We start from the raw sequence: 16,255 nt of genomic DNA, 5'->3' as shown, positions 1-16,255 counted from the left end.
AATAGTGGTAAAAGTTGTACAGGGCGAAAATGTTTTAAAAAAATTAGTCTCACCCCCTCTAAATCTCCCCCGAGGGGGGAGACTTTTACTTTTATATTTAAAATAACCTTGGTGAGATTTTCAAAGCCCTCCCCATCGGGGAGGGTTGGGTGGGGTTATTTTATTTGATCCAGCACCGTACTTATCGGCTGGTCGCTGTCTATTAATATACCTTTAACACCGGCGGCGGTTCCGGCTTCTACATCACGTTCACGGTCACCAATGAAGTATGACTTTGACGGATCGATATCATATTTGGCAATGCCCTGTAACAATAAACCCGGTTTTGGCTTGCGGCAATCACAATCGCCGGTAAAGAGGGGATGGTGTGGGCAATAAAAAAAGTCGGTGATCTCTATACCGTGTTCGTGATAGGTTTGTTTCAGCAGACTGTGCATTTTAGTCAGTTCCTCTTCGGTATACCAGCCTTTGGCCAGGCCGCCCTGGTTGGTAGCCACCAGTAACAGGTAACCGCGATCCTGCAGGGTTTTCAGGGCTTCAAAATTGTCCAGTATATGAAAATCCTCCAGGCGGCGCACATAGTCGCCCATTTCCTGGTTAAGTACCCCATCGCGATCTAAAAAAACGGCTTTATTTTTTGCTGGCATCAGTTTTAAATTTTTTGCGAAGTTAACAATTCTAAAATTTAGGTTGAATGGTACGTTGATGTAGGGCGCATTTTAAATTTTCACGCGGTGTCGACTCACCCGATCTGTGCTAGGCGCGGGTACCCTCTCTTCAGCTACTGCACTTCCTCTCCACGCGTCATTGCGAGGTACGAAGACAACCGACCGGAGGGAGCTCATTAATACTGATAAAAACAAACACAACATTAATAATCCCCAATAAGCAAATCCGCTCTGTATAGCATAGAGATTGCTTCGTGCCTCGCAATGACGTACTTTTTTTAATACTCTTTCCCCAAGCGATAATTTAGAAATGATACCTTAATGTAAATAGTACACTAATTTAAATTGAGCGTTACCCTATAGGATATGTAGATAAATTGCACAAAATTTAATTCTGTTATAACAAAAATTACCGTTGCTATAACTGAAAATTGCTTTGTTTGTGCAACTTTATACCGATTCTAAATAACAAAATCAGGTGTTTGATTTGTGTAATCATAATAATCGATATTTATTGTTATCGATTTGTTAAATAAACATTGTTTTAGTAATGGATTTTTTAGAAATTTTAAAAAATAACCGATGATTTTATAATTTATGTTGTATTTAGTAATTTCGTAGTTACACCCTTTTTATAAAACTGGTTTAAATTTTACGATGAATCAAACTGAGAGCCACCAGGGCCTTTACCGGCCAGAATTTGAACACGACTCCTGCGGAACTGGGTTTATAACCAATATTAATGGTCATAAATCTTACCAGATAATTGACGACGCGCTAACCATGTTGGAAAATATGGAACACCGCGGCGCCTGCGGATGCGACCCTGAAACCGGCGACGGCGCGGGTATACTGATACAATTACCACATGAATTTTTGATGGAAGAATGCTCAAACCTGGAGATCAGCCTGCCTGAACCCGGTGAGTATGGTGTGGGGATGATATTTTTTCCGAAGGATTCGGCACAAAAGAAAGCCTGCCGTAAGGTAATTACCAATGCTATTGAAAAATTAGGCATGCATGCCTTAGGTTACCGCAAAGTAACAGTTAACTCCATGGCTGTGGGCGAAACCGCCCGTCATTCTGAACCGGATGTGGAGCAAATATTTATTGGCAGGCCCAATCATATTACCAATGCCGATGATTTTGAACGTAAACTGTTTGTATTAAGAAGGTATATTTATAAAACCATTACCGAAACGGTACCCGGGGCTCCGGAATATTTTTATTTTACTTCATTGTCATGCAAAACCCTTGTTTACAAGGGCATGGTGACTACCTATCAGCTGCGTAAATACTATTCAGACCTGAACGATCCGCGTATCGCATCTGGCTTTGCCATGATCCACTCGCGTTTCTCAACCAATACATTCCCGTCATGGAAACTGGCGCAACCTTTCCGCCTGATTGCTCATAACGGCGAGATCAATACCCTTACCGGTAACTTAAACTGGTTCTACTCCGGCTTAAAATCCTATGCTTCGACCTATTTTAGTGCAGAAGAAATGGAAATGATTATGCCGGTGATCGACAATAACCAGTCTGACTCTGCCTGTTTGGATAATATCATCGAGATACTGCTGCATTCTGGTCGTTCATTACCGCACGTTATGATGATGTTGATCCCTGAAGCATGGGATGGCAACGAGCAAATGGACCCGATTAAAAAAGCATTCTACGAATATCACGCTACGCTAATGGAGCCATGGGATGGCCCTGCCGCTATCAGCTTTACCGATGGTAAACTGGTAGGCGCCGTACTTGACCGTAACGGTCTGCGTCCGCTGCGTTATGTGATCACTAATGATGGTCGTGTAATTGCCGCTTCCGAAGCCGGTACTTTGGCCATTGACGAAAGCACCGTATTGCGCAAAGGCCGTTTGCAGCCGGGTAAAATGTTACTGATCGATACCGAGCAGGCCCGCATTATTACCGACGAAGAAATTAAACAACAGATTGCCTCACAGCAGCCTTATGGTCGCTGGTTGGAGAATTATAAAATAAACCTGAGCGAACTGGCCGAGCCACGTTTGGCTTTTGCGCCGTTGTCTGAACCGGCCGTATTCCGTTATCAGCAGGTTTTTGGCTACAGCCGTGAGGATATCGATACCATCATTAAACCTATGGCGGTTGATGGTAAAGAGCCTGTAGGTTCTATGGGTACGGATGTGCCATTGGCTATCCTGTCTGATAAGCCACAGCACCTGTCGAGCTATTTTAAACAGTTTTTTGCCCAGGTTACCAATCCACCGATAGATCCTATCCGTGAGCGTTTGGTGATGAGTTTGGCTACCTTCATCGGTAACAACGGTAACTTGCTGGATGAAGATAAAATGCACTGCCATTGCGTAGTGTTAAAGCACCCGATATTAAAAAACCACCAGTTAGAGAAACTGCGCAGTATTGATACCGGCCTTTTCCATGCTAAAACCCTGCAAACTTATTTTAATGCCGATGGCATGCCGGGCTCGCTGGAAAAAGGTATAGCCAGGCTTTGCCGCTATGCCGAGGACGCGGTTGATGATGGCTTTGAGGTATTGATCCTGTCGGATCGTGCTGTTGATTCTGAACACGCCCCTATACCATCATTACTGGCGGTATCTGCTGTTCACCATCATTTGGTTAAAATTGGTCGCCGTGGTGCTGTAGGTTTGGTTGTAGAAACCGGCGACGCCTGGGAAGTACACCACTTTGCCTGCTTGCTGGCTTTTGGTGCAACTGCTATTAACCCATACCTGGCACTATCAACTATTGAAACTATTAAAAACAATGGTAGCCTGGAAACCAGTCTGGACATTAAATATCTGCAGAAGAACTATGTAAAATCTGTAAATGATGGCTTGCTGAAGATCTTCTCTAAAATGGGGATCTCTACCTTGCAATCATACCACGGATCGCAGGTGTTTGAAATATTAGGTTTAAACAAATCTGTAGTCGATCGTTATTTCTCCGGTGCTGTTACCCGTATAGGCGGTTTAGGACTGGATGAAATTGCCCGAGAAGCGCTTTGCAAACACCGCATAGGTTTTAGTGCTAAAGCTGCTGATAATTTACTGCCTGAGGGTGGTATCTATCAGTGGAAACGCAGGGGCGAGGTTCACCTGTTTAACCCAACTACCGTACACTTATTGCAGCACGCTACCCGTACCAATGATTACGAGGTATATAAAAAGTACGCTAAGGAAATCAACGAGCAAACCGAAAAGCATTTCACCATACGTGGCCTGCTTGATTTTGCCCACCACCGTGAGGCTATCAGCATTGATGAGGTTGAACCGGCCGAAAACATCATGAAACGCTTTGCAACAGGCGCCATGTCATTCGGTTCTATCTCGCATGAGGCACACAGCACCATGGCTATTGCCATGAACCGTATAGGCGGTAAAAGTAATACCGGCGAAGGTGGTGAGGACGAAATGCGCTATGAAACATTGCCAAACGGCGATTCGATGCGTTCGGCCATTAAACAGATCGCTTCGGCACGTTTTGGAGTAACTTCTAATTACCTGACGAATGCCGATGAATTACAGATAAAAATGGCCCAGGGTGCAAAACCGGGCGAAGGTGGACAATTACCTGGTCATAAAGTGGATGACTGGATCGCTAAAACCCGTCACTCTACACCAGGTGTTGGTTTGATATCGCCGCCACCGCACCACGATATTTATTCTATCGAGGATCTGGCCCAATTGATATTCGACTTAAAGAATGCTAACCGTGCCGCGCGTATCAACGTAAAACTGGTTTCAAAAGCCGGTGTTGGTACTATTGCCGCAGGTGTGGCCAAAGCACATGCCGATGTGATCCTGATTGCAGGATACGACGGTGGTACAGGCGCATCACCTATAAGCTCTGTAAAACATGCGGGCTTACCATGGGAACTTGGCTTAACCGAGGCTCACCAAACACTGGTACGCAACAAATTGCGCAGCCGTGTGGTATTGCAAACAGACGGTCAGTTAAAAACCGGCAGGGATTTGGCTATTGCCGCCCTGATGGGTGCCGAAGAATGGGGTGTTGCTACCGCGGCCCTTGTTGCCGGCGGCTGTATCATGATGCGTAAATGCCACCTGAACACCTGCCCGGTAGGTGTGGCTACACAGGATCCTGAACTGCGTAAACTGTTCTCGGGCAAACCTGAGCACGTGGTTAACCTGTTCCGCTTTATGGCTGAGGAGCTGCGTGAGATCATGGCCGAATTGGGCTTCCGTACTATTCTGGAGATGGTCGGCCGCGTTCAGTTCCTGAAAGTAAAAGACCATCTGGATAACTGGAAAGCTAAAAAGATTGATCTATCCGGCATCCTGCACCCGGTAACCAATACCAAAGGCATGACCCTGTATAACAGCGAAAGCCAGGATCATGGTATGGCCGATATACTGGACTGGAAACTGGTTGAAAGTGCAAAAGCCGCTTTGGAAGATAAAACCCCGGTGTTCGCATCGTTTGATGTGATCAATGTTAACCGTACCATTGGTACGCTGTTATCAAACGAGGTGTCAAAAAAATACGGATCGGCAGGATTACCTGACAATACCATCAACTATAAATTCAAAGGCTCTGCCGGTCAAAGTTTTGGCGCGTTTGCCACCAAAGGTTTATCCTTTGAGCTGGAAGGCGAAGCGAATGACTATGTAGGCAAAGGCCTATCAGGAGCACAACTGGCTATTTACCCGGCAGGTAATGCCACTTTTGTACCACAAGATAATATCATCATTGGTAACGTGGCCCTGTACGGCGCTACATCCGGCGAGTTGTTTATCGGTGGTATGGCAGGCGAGCGTTTTGCGGTACGTAACTCAGGTGCTACTACCGTAGTTGAAGGCATAGGCGATCACGGTTGTGAGTACATGACCGGTGGCCGTGCGCTGGTACTGGGCAAAACAGGCCGCAACTTCGCGGCTGGTATGAGCGGTGGTATAGCATGGGTGTATAATCCGGAAGGTACATTTGCCGAGAACTGTAACACAGAGATGGTTGATCTTGACCCGCTATCGTTACAGGACGCTGAGCAGATCCAGACACTGTTACGCAAGCACATCAGCCTAACCGGGAGCAAGCTGGCACAGCAGATCCTTGGCAACTGGGCACAAGCATCTACACAGTTTGTAAAGGTGTATCCGAAAGAGTATAAAAAAGCAATAGAGAAATTACAATATCAAACAATAGGCTAAATTCAATGGGAAAACCAACAGGATTTCAGGAGTTTAACAGGGAATTACCAACCAAGGTTCCTGCTGCTGAACGCGTAAAAAACTATAAAGAGTTTGTTAATTTATATACAGACGAAAAGCTGAACCAGCAATCGGCCAGGTGTATGAATTGCGGTATTCCGTTTTGCCATTCGGGATGCCCACTGGGAAATATTATTCCGGAGTTTAACGATGCGGTGTATCGTAAAAACTGGGAAGAAGCGTACCATATTTTATCGTCAACCAATAACTTTCCTGAGTTTACAGGCCGTATATGCCCTGCTCCATGTGAGTCGGCATGTGTGCTAGGTATCAACAAACCCGCTGTAGCTATTGAGGAAATTGAGAAACATATTATCGAGATAGCTTACCAGAAAAACCTGGTAAAGCAAACCGCGCCACTGGTTAAAACCGGTAAAAAGGTAGCTGTAGTAGGCTCAGGTCCGGCAGGACTGGCAGCAGCAGCCCAGTTGACCAAAGCCGGGCACGCCGTTACCGTTTACGAGCGCGATGATAAACCAGGAGGCCTGTTACGTTATGGCATTCCCGATTTTAAACTGGAAAAATGGGTGGTAGAGCGTCGTATCGAAGTGATGGAAAAAGATGGTGTTGTATTTAAATGCAACAGCGAGGTTGGTGTTAACGTAGCTGCTGAAGAGCTGGTGCGTAATAACGATGCCGTAGTATTGGCAGGCGGTTCAACCATACCGCGTAACCTGAACATCCCGGGCCGTGAGTTTAAAGGCATCCACTTCGCGATGGACTTTTTGAAACAACAAAATAAACGTGTAAGCGATATTCAGGTTCAGGGCGAGGATATATTGGTTACTGGTAAAGATGTAGTAGTGATTGGCGGTGGCGACACCGGCTCTGATTGCGTGGGTACATCAAACCGCCAGGGGGCAAGCTCTATTAAACAGTTTGAGGTAATGTTTCAGCCACCTGAGCAACGCACCAAACACATGCCATGGCCAACTTACCCTATGGTGATGAAAACGACCAGCTCGCACGAAGAAGGCGCTGAACGTTCCTGGGGTGTAAACACCCTGGAGTTTTTAGGCGACGATGAAGGTAACCTGAGAGCGCTTAAAGTAGTTGATGTGGAGTGGGAGCAAGATTTCCTGGGTCGTCCGGTAAAATTCAATATAATAGAAGGTTCTGAGCGCGAAATTCCTTGTCAGCGTGTATTCCTGGCGATGGGCTTTTTACATCCGCAGCATGTGGGTATGATCCAGCAATTAGCCATTGAATTGGATGAGCGTAAAAACGTAAAAGCAAAAGAAGGTGTTTATCGTACCAATGTAAGCAAAGTATTTACCGCCGGCGATATGCGCCGCGGGCAATCACTTGTGGTATGGGCCATATCTGAGGGCCGCGAAACAGCCCGCAAGGTTGATGAGTTTTTGATGGGGCACTCCGTGCTCGAAAGCAAAGACGCTGTTAACCAATTTGACCAAGTATTTTAATTAGCGTGTTCTAATTTGAATTATAAATCCAAATCCAAAAGCCGGGCTCTTGAAAAAGACCCGGCTTTTTTTGTTGAAAATAAACTTCGTAAGTCTGCTAAATATTTCCCTCATGTCATTGCGAGGAGGAACGACGAAGCAATCGCGAACTATGCAAGTCTCCCTGTACAGCATGAGATTATTAATGTTGTTAATTGTTTTTTTTAGGTATTAATGAGCTCCCGTTGGTCGGTTGCCCGCGCTATCGTTCGCAATGACATTTTTTTATAGAAGATAACCCCTTTACAAACCTGGCTGCATACCTGTAGCAATACCCACACGGTTCCAGGCGCAGATGTTGATGATAGCCATGATTACTTGTGCCAGGTAGTGTTCGTCTAAAATATTGGCAGCGGCTTCATAGGTTTTGTCAGATACATGGTTTTGTATCAGGGTAACCTCTTCGGTTAAGGCCAGTATAGCACGCTCTTCTTCGGTAAAGAAGGGGGTTTCGCGCCAGGCGTTCAGGGCATAAATGCGTTGTTCGGTTTCGCCGGCTTTGCGGGCATCTTTGGTGTGCATGTCGATACAATAAGCACAGCCGTTTATTTGTGAAGCACGTATTTTTATCAGCTCTTTATGGGTTTTGGTTAAGCTGCTGTTTTCAATATAATTGCTTAAAACAGCTAATGCCTTGTATGCTTCTGGATCTACTTTGGGGATCGAAATTCTTGCTTTCATTTTCTTTATGTTTTTGTGATACCCAAAGTTGCGGACAAAACAGGCCCCGAAAAATGAATCAAGATTAAGAAATACCGGGTTGGTTAAACTTTTTTTGCCCGTATTTTACTCATAAACTGTGGGGTAAAACCCAGGTACGAGGCCAGCATATATTGCGGTATACGCTGTATAAAATCTGGGAAAAGACTGCTGAAATGACGGTAACGTTCTTCGTCGCTCATGCTGTAAATGTATTCGATGCGTTTTTGAGAGGCGGTAAAGGCACGCTGTTGTACTATGCGGAAATAACGCTCCAGGCGAGGGACTTTTTCAAAAAGCTCTTCGAGTTTGGCTTTGCTGATGCTGATGACCTCGGAGTCTTCGACCGTCTGAATATAGTAACTGGATGGTTTACCACTCTCCAGGCTACCATGGTCGCTCATCCACCAGTTTTCAATAGCGAACTGGGTTATTTGTTCGTTGAGTTTTTTGTTGATGAAATACAAGCGCAGGCAACCTTTGCTTACAAAATAAAGCTCACGACAAACCTGATCAGCCTGTAGCAGGAAAGTTTTCTTTTTAACAGATTTTACCGTTACAACCTTGCCGATCAGTTCGATATCAGCTTCACTAAGCTCCACGAATTTTTCGATATGATTTGTAAGGTAGCTCTGCATAATTATCAACCCGAATATAATAAGAATTACTTCACCCTGTACAGGAGACGCAATTATGCGTCTCTACGTTTGTTTTTTGTAGAGACGCATCACATGCGTCTATTGATATTTAGGATTTATATCTTTTCTACATATTCCTTCAGCATACGGCCAACAATCTCGGTCCATCCGGCGGTAAAGCTTTCTTTGGCGAAATCTTTTAATGGTGGGAAGGTTTCCAGGCCGGTATGGGTTAATACAAGCCTGGTTTTATCGCCTTCGGGGAATAATTCCCAGGTAACTACGGAGTCGCCCTCGTAATCCTTATATCGCCAGGTATGTGATAGCTTTTTGCCTTCAATAACTTCAATTACGCGGCACAGGTGAACGTATATTTTTCCTTCACTTCCACCATCGAAAGTAAATTCAAAACCTACTTCGGGCTTAAAATCGGGTATGTCAAAATACCATTTCTTCATTTGGTTGTTATCGGTAATAGCCTGCCAAACACGCTCGACTGGGGCGTTATAAATTCGGTCTATCACAAATGGTTGTGCGCTCATAAATGCTCATTTTATAGGTTTATAATTAAGTTTTCTAAATTTTAGCTTTCAGCTTTATGCCTTCAGCTTTTAGCTTTTTTCTTTATCCAGGAAATTCCCCAGGGCATCCAGTTTCTGCATCCAGAACTGGCGGTATTGTTCGGCCCAATCGGTTACTTCCTGTAGCTGGCGGAGGTCGGCCTGGCAAAACCGTTCACGGCCTTGCTGTTTAATCACCAGCAAACCACATTCGGTTAATATTTTAATATGCTTTGATACCGCAGGGCGACTGATGTTAAAATTATCGGCCAGGGCGTTTAAATTCATGTTATTATGGGCGATGAGGTTGATGATCTCGCGCCGGGTAGGATCGGCAATGGCCTTAAAAACGTCTCTTTGAAGCATTTTAATTTTATTTGAAACCTTTAGGTTACAAATATAAATGAAACCTTTTGGTTACACAAATTAAAAATTAAGTATGTAACAATTGGAATGGATAACCTAAATATGAATGCTTTGCTAAACCAGAAGGATTAATTTTTGTTAAACTTTATGTAAAATATATGCAAATTGTAAATGAAGCAGATAGCAGGAATATTATTAGGATTGATGACCCTGGTTTTGATACAGGGCTGCACGGGTAATCAACGCCCCAGTAATTATAATAACAAACCATTGGTTGATGATAAGGGCTTAACCTTTCTGAACGGTGGAACGGAAACAGGACTTACCATGATCAAAATTTCGGGTATGCCGGTATCAAACTCTAAAAATCAGCTGGTTATCCAGTTTGCCAAAAAGATCACTGGTGATAATACAAAGCTTGTCGATGATCTGAAAAAACTCAAGGATGATAATTTTGTAACCTCCGGCGACTCGATAAGCGATACGCATCAACAAATGATAACCCTGTTAGAGAAGAAGCATGGAGCCCCGTTTGATAAGGCTTATTTACAGGAAGTCATTAATGAACAGCAGCAGCTTATCAGTTTATTTGAGGATGCCAGCCATAACAGCAACGTTAATGTAGCCGATTTTGCTAAGATCAAACTACCGGCTTTACGCGCCCGTCTGGAGTCGGAAAAGACATTGGAGACGGTGTTAAAATAACTTCAATTGCTGTTGTACCGGCGGTTTGGCCCTGCCCATTACGGTGCGACCACCATATTTCCAGGAATCCTCACGTTCACGGGCTATTACCTGCTCAAAATTGGCGTTGGGTGTAAAATCTTTTTCGGCGTTCTCGGCTATTTTCGACAGGCGTTTGATGGCCTCGTTCTTTTCCGATTGGCCTATTTTAGCTTTATAAACGGCGTTTTGCAAAGTGCTGATAGTTTCGTCATAAACTTTGGTAGGTACAGGGAAGGGGTGACCATCCTTACCGCCATGCGCGAACGAAAACCTGGCAGGGTCTTTAAAACGTGATGGCGTACCATGGATCACCTCGCTCACCAGGGCCAATGATTGTAATGTTCGCGGGCCTAATCCCTGTAGTAACAATAACTCTTCAAAATCGGCGGGTTGCTTCTCATGTGCAAGCCATAGCACTGCGCCCAGTCGTTTCAGGTCCACATCCTTCGCGGTAACATGATGATTATTGGGCATCACCAGTTTATTGATCTCCCGTAACATGTGCTCTGGATTTTCGGAGGCTATCTTCATTACACCATTTCGGGAGCTATCGGCCTGCTTATCAGTCATGTTGAGGATAAGACCATGATTTTGCCCGTAAATAAACGTATGCGGATCGTTAACAAAAGAGGTTAATTGTTCCGAATGCCAGTGATACCTGCGTGCGGTGCTGCTGGCATCGCTCATGCCTTGCTGTACCACGGCCCATTTACCGGTATCGCTCAGGATAAAATTATGCAGGTACAGCTGAAAGCCATCCTGTATAGCGGTATTATCCACTTTGGCGCTTAGCTTGCTGCATTTAACCAGGTGGTTACCGTCTAGCCCTATAGTTTCGCTGATCTTCATCAACTCGGCCGGAGTTTGTTTGGAATATTTACCTTTGCCGCCGCAGATATAGATACCCAGTTCGCGGCTATGTGGGTTAATGGCCCGTTTAAGTGCGCCCATCACCGAAGTGGTAATGCCCGAAGAGTGCCAGTCCATACCCATCACCGCGCCCAAGCTTTGAAACCAAAAAGGATCGCTCAGGCGGCGCAATACTTCATCTTTGCCATAATCTATCACAATGTTTTCCACCACGGCCAGGCCCAGCTTGGCCATACGCTCGGCAAGCCATTGCGGCACATAACCATAATGTAAAGGCATATCGGCACTGCCGGATCGTTTCATACTAACAAAGTTAGCAAAAATGACCATTGATTTTTTTGATTTCGTTGATTTTTCTGAGCCTTTTCTTCTCCGCGCGTCATTGCGAGGTACGAAGCAATCTCTATACTATACAGAGTGAACTTTTATGGTTGACCTGCCTATGTAGAGATTGCTTCGTACCTCGCAATGATGTGATGGTTAAATAGATAGTTAAATCTATCAACGAAATCAATGTAATCAAAATAAAAATCAGCGGTCTAGTCAGCCTCCGTTTCCTGAAGGTACATTTCGTCAATATCTGCGGCGTATTTCTTTTCGATCACCTTGCGTTTGGCTTTCATGGTAGGGGTTATCTCTCCATCGTCCATGCTGAAGGGGTTACGTTTTACCTTGAAGGCTTTGATGCGCTCAAACTTGGCCAGTTCGTGGCTCAGTTTGCGCAAATCCTGGCCAACCCAGTCAACCAGTTCTTTATTTTCAATAAATACATCGGGCTGTTCAAAAAACGCGTCTTTAAGTCCGAAAGTTTCCTGCATGGTTTCGCGCGATGGTACGATGATGGCCGTGATGTACTCACGTTTATCGCCTACTAAAAATATCTGTTCAATTTTAGGGCTTTTGAGGTATGTGTTCTCTACCGGGGTAGGGTATATGTTTTTACCGTAGGCATTTACCAGCATATTTTTTAAACGGTCGGTTATTTGCAGGTTACCACGATAAAACCTGCCGATATCGCCGGTGTGGAACCAGCCGTCCTTATCAATCACAGTAGCGGTCTCTTCGGGTTTGTTCCAGTAGCCTTTCATTACGCAATGCCCGCGCACAATGATCTCACCTTCTTCCGATTGCAGGTCTTCCTTAAAGTTATCGTGCGTTTGTATGGTATAAATATGCTGTGTTTCCACATTTTGAATAGCCACCTCAATACCCGGAATGATACGGCCAACCGTGCCATAAATTACCCGGTGATATTCGGTAACGGCCATAACCGGCGATGTTTCTGTTAAGCCAAAGCCTTCCAGGATCACAATACCCAGATCGCCAAAAAACTCACCGATGTTGCGTGGCAAAGCGCCCCCGCCCGATACCATGAACTTTAGGCGACCGCCGGTTTTCTCCTTGATCTTGCTGAATACCAGCTTTTCGGCAATTTTATGCTGGTTTTTTAAAATGATGCCGGATTTTTTGCCTGCTTCCTGAACCAGCCGGTATTTTTTACCAATCTCCAGGGCCCAAAGGAATATTTTTGATTTTACGCCTCCGCCAGATGTACCGTTTTTGATAGCCTTATCATGGATGCGTTCCAGTAATCGCGGCACGCAGCACAATACAGTTGGTTTAACCTCGGCCATGTTTTTGGCCAGCAGCTCCAGGCTTTGTGCAAAGGCTATGGTACAACCTTTCGACAAGCAAATATGATAAGTGGCTGTACGCTCAAACACGTGCGACAGCGGCAGGAACGACAGGAACAGATCCGTTTTTTCGATATACGGGATCTGGATCAAACTGTTGATCACATTTTGGGTAAGGTTATGGTGCGTCAACATAACCCCCTTAGGAATACCCGTAGTGCCCGAAGTATAGATCAAACAAGAAATATCGGTAGTTAAAATAGCTTCGCGGGCGGCGGCAATAGTATGCTTATACTGCTCAACCAGGGCAAGGCCTTCCTGTATCACCTGGTCAAAGCCAACCACACCGGCATTCAGGCTTACTTTATCGCTGTATTTTTCAAAATCGTCAAAAGCCGGTATAATGCGGATGAGCGATTCGCAGCTATTGGCAATTTTTGAGACTTTCCGGAACAGGAAAGGGTTGCCCACCAAGATGGCTTTAGCGCCCGAATCATTCAGGATATATTCTATCTCGCTTTCGCTAAGTGTAGGGTAGATGGAGGTGTTGATGGCGCCTATCTGCTGCAGGGCCTGGTCGTAATAAACATAATCCGGACCGTTCTCGATAATGAGCGAAAGACGGTCGCCTTTTTGTACACCCATGTGCAGGAACCAGGCCGATATAGCGTCAATTTTCTCTAATGCCTGTTTATAGGTGATTTCAACCCAGGTATCTTTTACCTTGTGCATTAAAAAAGTATGACTATCGGGATGGATATTGGCTACAACGTTACGTATAAAGCCGGGAACAGTTGACGATTCAATTAACTGGTTCATTAAATTAAAAAGGATTTACAGACATCAAACTTATGTTTTTTAAACCTAAAACTAAAATGAAATGGTATATATCCTTGCTTTGGGGGGAGAGGGGTGCTGATGTGATGGATTAGGCAGCGCGTAATCATAAAAAATATTTGTCATTCTGAACGGAGTGAAGAATTCGCCGATTCAAGCGTCCACGCTTAAGGTTATTAAAAAGTAAGCGTGGACGCTTACCAAAAACAATATCCAAGCGCGGACGCTTGGATAGGCGGGTGAATTTGAGTAGACCTCACCTAAATCCTCTCCAAAGGAGAGGACTTTACTTAGCATATTTATTCTAGCTCCCTCTCCTTTGGAGAGGGTTGGGGTGAGGTTACCAAACCTGTATCACCTGCCCGGTTAAAGCGCCAAATACGCTTTTGTAATAGGCATTAGCTACTTTATCCATAGTTACGGGGATATGACCCGGGAAGTAAGGGAAATAGCCAGGAGCGTCTTCAACCACGCCCGCGCTGATGGCGTTGATACGTACCCCGTTTTCCAGCTCAATGGCGGCAGCTTTAGCAAACGCGTTGATTCCCCCGTTCACCGCGCTCAGGTTAGCGCCCAGTACAATGGGATCATCAGACAGGATACCGGATGTGAGGGTGAACGACCCTTTGGGGTTGATATAATGCTGACCGATGAGTACCAGGTTTACCTGGCCCAGCAATTTGTTTTGCAAACCGATATCAAAATCTTTAGCAGTCATGGTATTGAGCGGGCCAAAATGCGCGCTGCCAGTAACACTCACCAGGGCGTCAAAACCACCTGTTTGTTTGTAAAATGCTTTGATAGATTCGGAACTGGTAATATCCACCTGTATATCGCCGCTTTTGGAGCCCGCGGTAATGATCTCATTTTCGCCGCGAAGGGCCTCGGTTACTTTTTTACCAATGGTGCCGCTGGCGCCAACAATAATTATTTTCATAAGGATGTGTGTTTATTTAGATGTTAATGGTTTGGGTTTAAATATAAAACATTGTAGTTTAAGGATAATGTTTGAAAGAAAAATGATAATGGTGTCAAAAAAATGACCCGACAAAAATAACGTCATTGGAGCGAAGCGTGGCAATCCCCAATTAGTAGGGGCGCTCTGTAAGTAGGGGATTGCCACGTCGTTCCTCCTCGCAATGACGCGCGGAGGGATTCTTAGTCTCACTTTCAGCCGCTAGTGGAGGGATGCCAGGGTAAGTTGGTAGTGTTCAACCAGACAAAACTCCGCCACTAAATCTTCCAATAACTTTTCGTATATTGTATATACAACACAGCCCGGTCTCCTTTTTTGGACTACCGGGCTGTTTGGTTAAGACAAAATAAGGTCAAAAAAATACTATTTTGTGTTTAGTTATTTGATAATCAGTAAATTAATACTTTTTAAAGTTTCAAAAACGCATCAAAACCGTGTTAAAATTTGTTAAAAAGTGTTAAAATCGATGTTTTTGAATGAGTTTTTGCCTGTTTTTACCCCGTTTTCGGGCAGAAATTTGTTAAAATTCAAGGTTTAAAAAGTTTTTACTCTGCCGGCACCGGTAAAGGCTCTCCCGCTTTCAGGGGCACACCAAAATTTGGCGAACCATCTTTATTCCAGGTGAATTTTTGTGCCCGTGGCGAGCGGTCGTGCCCGCAACCCTGACCGGGTTTAGAATTGGCATGGTATAAGATCCAGTCCTCCTTACCATTTGGCGATTTAAAAAATGAATTGTGCCCCGGCGCATAAACCCCATTCTCCGGCGACTGTTTAAAAACCGGCTCCGGTGATTTTCTCCAGGAGGCGGCATCAAGCAAATTGCTGTTGGCGCTGGTGCTTAGCATACCGAGTGCATAATAATCTGTCCAGCAACCGCTTGCTGAGTATATCAGGAACAGTTTGTTGCCATGTTTCAATATCTCCGGGCCTTCATTCACGTTGACATGGGCCGGATTTTTGTCGTCATGGAGGTCGCCATATTTTTCCCAGGGATACTCCGGACTTGATATTTTAACCCGTTGACTGCTTACGGTATAGGGATCCTTCATTTTGGCAATATAAATGTTCTGCTGACCGTTGGTATCACCCTCCCAGCCGGCCCATATCAGGTAAAGCTGGCCCTTGTTCTCAAATGCAGAAACATCGATAGCCCATTTGTTTGTACTGTCGCCGATTTGTCCTTTAAATGTCCATTCGCCCTGTAGCGGATCGGCAGAGGCGTTTTCCAGTACGTATAAACGGTGATGGTTGTTATCGCCATCATCGGCAGCAAAATACATATACCATTTACCCTGCAAAAAATGGAGTTCGGGAGCCCATAGTTCTTTGGAATGTGTTGTTCCTACAGGCGGTGTCCAGATCACTTTTTTCTCCGCCTTGTTCAAATCAGTGATCCGTTTGGTTTTCCAGATCACCAGGTTGCTACCGGTCGAGTTGGTATAGTAATAATAACCATTGTGGTAAATAACCCATGGATCGGCACCTGATGACAGCAAGGGATTGGTAAAGGTATTTTGAGCTAAACAGCTCATCATGGCTAGTATGAAAAGGTAAAAAGTGAGGGATAACTTTTTCATGTATAG

At 44.8% G+C, this 16,255-nt stretch carries 12 protein-coding genes; 3 read left to right on the top strand and 9 right to left on the bottom strand.

What is annotated here, in order from left to right:
* Positions 1-155: 155 nt before the first annotated feature.
* A complete protein-coding gene (locus BLR84_RS12065) occupies positions 156-647 on the bottom strand; it encodes a D-glycero-alpha-D-manno-heptose-1,7-bisphosphate 7-phosphatase (RefSeq protein ID WP_090468237.1) in 492 nt (163 codons plus the stop codon).
* A gap of 678 nt (positions 648-1,325) precedes the next feature.
* On the opposite strand from BLR84_RS12065, the gene gltB reads away from it, so the two are divergent.
* On the top strand, positions 1,326-5,843 hold the full coding sequence (gene gltB / locus BLR84_RS12060; protein ID WP_090468235.1) for a glutamate synthase large subunit: 4,518 nt from the start codon (positions 1,326-1,328) through the stop codon (positions 5,841-5,843).
* 5 nt (positions 5,844-5,848) lie between these two features.
* Positions 5,849-7,327, top strand: a complete 1,479-nt coding sequence (locus BLR84_RS12055; protein WP_090468233.1) for a glutamate synthase subunit beta — start codon at positions 5,849-5,851, stop codon at positions 7,325-7,327.
* Positions 7,328-7,609: 282 nt separating this feature from the next.
* Here BLR84_RS12055 and BLR84_RS12045 read toward each other — a convergent pair whose 3' ends face one another.
* From BLR84_RS12045 to BLR84_RS12030, 4 genes are all read right to left on the bottom strand, one after another.
* Positions 7,610-8,047 (bottom strand): carboxymuconolactone decarboxylase family protein, encoded by a 438-nt coding sequence (locus BLR84_RS12045; protein ID WP_090468230.1) that lies wholly within the window; start codon positions 8,045-8,047, stop codon positions 7,610-7,612.
* 83 nt (positions 8,048-8,130) lie between these two features.
* The gene (locus BLR84_RS12040) at positions 8,131-8,703 is read right to left on the bottom strand and encodes a Crp/Fnr family transcriptional regulator (RefSeq protein ID WP_090468228.1); all 573 of its coding nucleotides are present in this window, start codon (positions 8,701-8,703) and stop codon (positions 8,131-8,133) included.
* Between the two features lie 116 nt (positions 8,704-8,819).
* A complete protein-coding gene (locus tag BLR84_RS12035; protein WP_090468226.1) occupies positions 8,820-9,245 on the bottom strand; it encodes an SRPBCC family protein in 426 nt (141 codons plus the stop codon).
* Positions 9,246-9,314: 69 nt separating this feature from the next.
* Positions 9,315-9,629 (bottom strand): ArsR/SmtB family transcription factor, encoded by a 315-nt coding sequence (locus BLR84_RS12030; protein ID WP_090468225.1) that lies wholly within the window; start codon positions 9,627-9,629, stop codon positions 9,315-9,317.
* Between the two features lie 171 nt (positions 9,630-9,800).
* On the opposite strand from BLR84_RS12030, the gene BLR84_RS12025 reads away from it, so the two are divergent.
* Positions 9,801-10,334, top strand: coding sequence for a DUF4142 domain-containing protein (locus tag BLR84_RS12025; protein ID WP_090468223.1), 534 nt, complete (start codon positions 9,801-9,803; stop codon positions 10,332-10,334).
* Here BLR84_RS12025 and BLR84_RS12020 read toward each other — a convergent pair.
* The 4 genes from BLR84_RS12020 to BLR84_RS12005 form a co-directional block, all read right to left on the bottom strand.
* A complete protein-coding gene (locus BLR84_RS12020; protein ID WP_090468221.1) occupies positions 10,326-11,528 on the bottom strand; it encodes a DUF763 domain-containing protein in 1,203 nt (400 codons plus the stop codon). The genes BLR84_RS12025 and BLR84_RS12020 overlap by 9 nt on opposite strands.
* 236 nt (positions 11,529-11,764) lie before the next feature.
* Positions 11,765-13,678: an AMP-dependent synthetase/ligase gene (locus BLR84_RS12015; RefSeq protein ID WP_090468219.1), complete on the bottom strand. Its 1,914-nt coding sequence runs from the start codon at positions 13,676-13,678 to the stop codon at positions 11,765-11,767.
* A gap of 358 nt (positions 13,679-14,036) precedes the next feature.
* Entirely contained in the window at positions 14,037-14,633 is a 597-nt protein-coding gene (locus BLR84_RS12010) for a short chain dehydrogenase (protein ID WP_090468216.1), read from the bottom strand.
* A gap of 584 nt (positions 14,634-15,217) precedes the next feature.
* The gene (locus tag BLR84_RS12005) at positions 15,218-16,249 is read right to left on the bottom strand and encodes a glycoside hydrolase family 43 protein (protein WP_090468215.1); all 1,032 of its coding nucleotides are present in this window, start codon (positions 16,247-16,249) and stop codon (positions 15,218-15,220) included.
* Between the last annotated feature and the right edge of the window lie 6 nt (positions 16,250-16,255).

Source organism: Mucilaginibacter sp. OK268 (assembly GCF_900103125.1).
Taxonomy (GTDB): Bacteria; Bacteroidota; Bacteroidia; order Sphingobacteriales; family Sphingobacteriaceae; genus Mucilaginibacter.
The sequence above is the reverse complement of the archived record's forward strand: the minus strand, read 5'-3'. Positions and strand labels throughout refer to the sequence as shown.